3 protein-coding genes and 1 pseudogene are annotated in these 4,461 nt (G+C 73.6%); 2 read left to right on the plus strand and 2 right to left on the minus strand.

What is annotated here, in order from left to right; genetic code table 11:
• A pseudogene (locus tag CCN72_RS35015) lies at positions 1-665 on the plus strand (ABC transporter substrate-binding protein); the annotation flags it as partial.
• An 82-nt stretch (positions 666-747) separates the two neighbouring features.
• On the opposite strand, the gene CCN72_RS35020 reads toward CCN72_RS35015, so the two are convergent.
• Positions 748-2,295, minus strand: coding sequence for a hypothetical protein (locus tag CCN72_RS35020; protein ID WP_086812393.1), 1,548 nt, complete (start codon positions 2,293-2,295; stop codon positions 748-750).
• Between the two features lie 201 nt (positions 2,296-2,496).
• Complete coding sequence (locus CCN72_RS35025) at positions 2,497-3,882, minus strand: NsdA family TPR-like regulatory protein (RefSeq protein ID WP_086812395.1); 1,386 nt, start codon at positions 3,880-3,882, stop codon at positions 2,497-2,499.
• 257 nt (positions 3,883-4,139) lie between these two features.
• On the opposite strand from CCN72_RS35025, the gene CCN72_RS35030 reads away from it, so the two are divergent.
• A partial coding sequence (locus CCN72_RS35030; RefSeq protein WP_143664310.1) for a bifunctional DNA primase/polymerase occupies positions 4,140-4,461 on the plus strand: 322 nt, incomplete at its 3' end.

Genomic DNA, 4,461 nt, shown 5'->3' on the forward strand with positions numbered 1-4,461 from the left:
CGGAGGACCTCACGGAGTACGGCGGCCCGTCCGACAAGGCGCTGCGGTACGCGGCCGGCGACACGCTGAAGAAGGGCTGTGTGGTGCCCGCGCTCGGCGACCGCACGGACACCTTCATGGACTCCTTCAGGCGCGAGCGCGCGGACCACCCGGCGGTACGGCTCGGCACGGTGCTGGGCAGCGTCGACCAGACGATGATCAACGCGACCGGCGGCTCCTCGGGGCCGTACGAGGGGGCGTACGTCACCGGCTGGTACCCGCCCGCGAACGACGCACGCTGGAAGCAGATGAAGCAGGTGATCAACAAGGAGGCGTTCGGCGACAACCGCATCGACCCCGCGGACGCCGGGGTGCAGACCACCTGGATCGCCTACACCGTGCTGAAGGCAGCGCTGGAGAAGATCGGCGACGGCGAGGTGAGCGCCGACTCGGTGCGCAAGACGCTGGACGGCGGCCTGGCGGTCTCCACCGGGGGCCTCACGCCCACCCTGCGCTGGCCCTACGAGGGCAAGCTGGCCTCGGTCGGCTTCCCGCGGATGGTGAACGCCGACGTCACCCTCCAGGTGGTGCAGGACGGCGAGCTGGTCGCGGCCCGCAAGGGCGTCGGCGGGATCGACGGCACCACCGACATGACCGGCACGCTGGAGAACGCGGACGTGGAGTAGGCCCCACGTCCGCCTTCCCCTGAGCCCAGCCCGCGTCCGCCTTCCCCGGAGGCCACGGCCGCCTTCCCCGGAGCCGGGGCGGTCAGAGCTGGGTGGGCTGGCGCTGGGTCAGTCCGTACTTCACGGCGATGGCGTTCCACAGCGCCGCCGCCTTGACCTTCTGCTGGCTCGCGGTGCCGCTCTCGCGGTTGCCGGCCTGCGCCTCGTCGGTGGTCTTCGCATGGCCCTTGTGGCAGGTCTTCTTGCCGCCGCCCTTGACCTGGTCGGCCCAGGCCGCGTAGTGGTTGTCGGCCGCGGCCGAGGCCTGCCACGCCTTGGTCAGGGCGGCCGTCAGGGCGGCGTTGTCCGGCAGCTTGTCCACGCTGAGCTTGCCGAGCCGGGTGACCAGCTGGCCGCGCTGGCCGGCCGCGCCGCGCAGATTGGTGGCGGCGCCGTCCAGGCTCGCGCACTGCTTGACGTCGGCCACCGACTTGATCACCGTGGCACGGCTGCTGCCGCTGTCGGCGAGCAGCTTGTCCAGCTCGACCGCCTGGGCGCGCGCCGGGTCGGCGGCGGGCGCGGAGCTCTGCGGGGCCGCGGAGGTGGCGGCCACCGTCTTGTTGTCGTCCGTGCTGTCCGAGGAGCCGCCGCCCTTGCTGAGCAGCGCGCCCGCGCCCACACCGACCACGACGATGCCGACGCCGACGGCCGCGATCAGGGGCACCTTCGAGGGGCGGCGCCGGGGCCGCTCGTCCTGCCCGTCGTCATGGCGGGTGTACGGCGACGGGGGGCCGTCGTACGAGGGCTGGTAGGCGGCCGGCTGATAGGCGTCCGGCTGGTCGACGCGCGGGAGCTGCTGGGTGGAGCCTGCCGGGGCGTCAGTGGCCGGGGCGCCGCGGAAGAGGTTGTCGAACTCGGCGGGCGGCTGGCGGTCCCCGCCCTGGGCCTGCGCCGGGTTCTGGCCCTGGGCCTGAGCCTGGGCCTGGTACGGCGGGATGTACTGGGTGGCCTCGGCGTCGGGCGACGCGGGCGGGGTCTGCTGGTTGCCCCCGAGGTAGCGGGTCTGCTCACCGGGCGACTCGGGCGGCAGCGCCCCTGCGGTCACCGGCGGTATGTACTGCGTGGCGCCCTCGTCGGCGGGGGCGGCGGAGGCCGGCGGCAGATAGTGGGTGGCGTTGTCCGCGGCCGGGGGCAGCGGGGCCGCGTGGCCGGGGGCCGGGTACGGCGGCTGCTGGTGCTGCGGCTGATGCGCCTGGTGCTGGGGCTGCTGCTGGCCCTGCTGCTGGTACGGGTCCTGCGCCCCGTAGCCCGGCTGCTGACCGCCGTGACCGCCGTACGACGCCTGCTGCTGTCCGCCGTACGACGGGGCCGGTGCGCCCTCCGGGGGCAGCGGGCCCGCGCCGGACACGGGTCGGCCGTCCTGGCCGCCGTGGTCGCCCCACTGCTGGGCGGGCGCCGGGGGCCAGCCCTGGCCCTGCGCTCCGGGCGGGGGCGTCTGCTGCTCGGGCCCCCAGGATCCGCCCCAGGCCTGCCCGCCGGCGGGCGTGGCGTTCATGCCCGGTAGCAGGGGCTCTCCTCCGTCGGAGGGCAGCACGATGCCTTCGCGCGCGGGCTGCGCCGAGAGCTCCTCGCCCTGTCCACTCTGCGTCACCGGGACTCCTACCAATGGGGGACCTTGTGAATCGTCGGGCCACGCTACCGGGTCCCCGGAGCCCCTTGCCACGTACCTCGGTCCGCGGCCCGCCCGCCCGTGACGGCAGTAACGGAACGGCCCCGCGCGACGCTGTATATGGCACCCGGTGTGCGCCGGGGTGGTGTTCGCCACATGTTCACGTCTGCGCGGGGCCGGTGTTCACGCGGCCTGCTGAAGATCCAGCCGGGCCCCGAATTCCCGGACGACCGCCTCGTCCCGGAAGGGTTCGAGACGCTGCTGGAGGTCTTCCAGATACTCCGCGCCCCGGTTCGAGCGCAGCGTCTCCAGCAGTTCCACCGCCTTCATGCCGGTGGCGCAGGCCTGTTCGACCTCGCGCTGCTGCACCTGGGCGGTGGCGAGCAGCACATAGCCGATCGCCCGCCGGCGCGCCCGGGACTCGGGGTGTCCGGCCAGGGACTGCTCGGCGTAGCGCGCGGACTGCTCGGGCTGGCCGAGATCCCGGTGGCAGTGCGCCAACTCGTCGGCCAGATAGGCCCCGTCGAAGTGCCGGATCCACACCGGGTCGTCCCCGGAGTCGTCGTCGCACTGCTCCATCGCGGAGACCGCCCGCGCGGTCGCGGCGCCCGCCGCGCGCCCGTCCCCGAGCAGCGCGTGCCCGCGCGCCTCGGCCGCGTGGAACATCGCCTCCACCCGGGGGGTCGCATGCCCGCGTGCGCCCTCCTGCGCGGCGCGCGCCAACTGGGCGATCTCGCGCGGGTTTCCGAGCTGGGCGGCGAGATGGCTCATGGACGCGGCCAGCACATATCCGCCGTAGCCGCGGTCCCCGGCGGCCTGGGCGAGGCGCAGTGACTGGATGTAGTACCGCTGGGCCAGGCCGGGTTGGCCGGTGTCCACGGCCATGTATCCGGCGAGCTCGGTCAACCGGGCCACGGAGGCGAAGAGTTCGCGTCCGGTCGACTCGCGGTACGAACCGGCGAGCAGTCCGGAGACGACGCTGTTCAGGTAGTGCACCAGGACCGGGCGCACATGTCCGCTGCCGAACTGGTGGTCCAGGTCGGTGAGGGCCTGGGTCATGGACCGTACGGCCGCCACGTCGGACTGGCCCACGCGCGGGCCCGCCTGCCGGGCCACCTGGGCGTCCGGCGCGGAGATCAGCCAGTCGCGGCTGGGCTCGACCAGCGCGGACGCGGCGACCGAGGAGCCGGAGAGGAAGTCCCGGCGCCCCACATCGCTGCGCCACAGCTCGCAGACCTGCTCGATGGCGCCCAGCACCGTCGGCGAGAACTGGAGGCCGACCCCGGAGGCGAGGTTCTTGCCGTTGGCCATGCCGATCTCGTCGATCGTGACCGTGCGCCCCAGCTTGCGGCCGAGGGCCTCCGCGATGATCGCCGGCGCCCGGCCCCGGGGCTGCTGGCCGCGCAGCCAGCGGGCCACGGACGTCTTGTCGTAGCGCAGATCGAGGCCGTGCTCGGCGCCGCACATGTTGACCCGCCGGGCAAGTCCGGCGTTGGAGCACCCCGCTTCCTGGATGAGTGCCTGCAACCGTTCGTTCGGCTGCCTCGCGACGAGAGGCCTTGCGGCCATGTGCTACCCCCTGCGAACCCCTGGAGCGTGACCTTTCGGAAAGATCACTGCCCAGCTGACATACCGTCAATGCGTGACATGTGCGGTTTGCCGGGTACCGGCTGATGCCAACCCCACTCCTGGCTACCCAACTCACGCCCCGCCTCCTACCGCGCGCCCCCACCGGTGCACCCATGCGCCCCGGACGGGAAGGCGATGCTCCTCCCCCGGCGGGGCAAGGGCCGTAACTCCAGGTGGGTGCGGGAGTTGAGTGGGACGTGGAAGAGACGATCGCGGCCGCCGAAGACAGTCAGATTGCCGGGCAGATTCCGCAGCAGCGCGGGGATTCGCCGCAGGAGACCGCCGTGCGCTACGCCGAGGAACGGCACTGGGACGTGGTCCCGGGGACCTGGCTGGAAGCCGTCCGCGGCGTGCCCCGCTGCTCGTGCGGCGAGGCGTCCTGCTCTGCGCCGGGTGCGCACCCCGCGCGCCCCGACTGGGCGACCCAGGCGACGGGGAGCGCGACGGTGGTACGGCGGCTGTGGCAGAAGCAGCCGACGGCGGCGGTGCTGTTGCCGACGGGGCGCACGTTCGACGCGC

Source organism: Streptomyces murinus, from assembly GCF_002154555.1.
GTDB lineage: Bacteria > Actinomycetota > Actinomycetes > Streptomycetales > Streptomycetaceae > Streptomyces > Streptomyces murinus.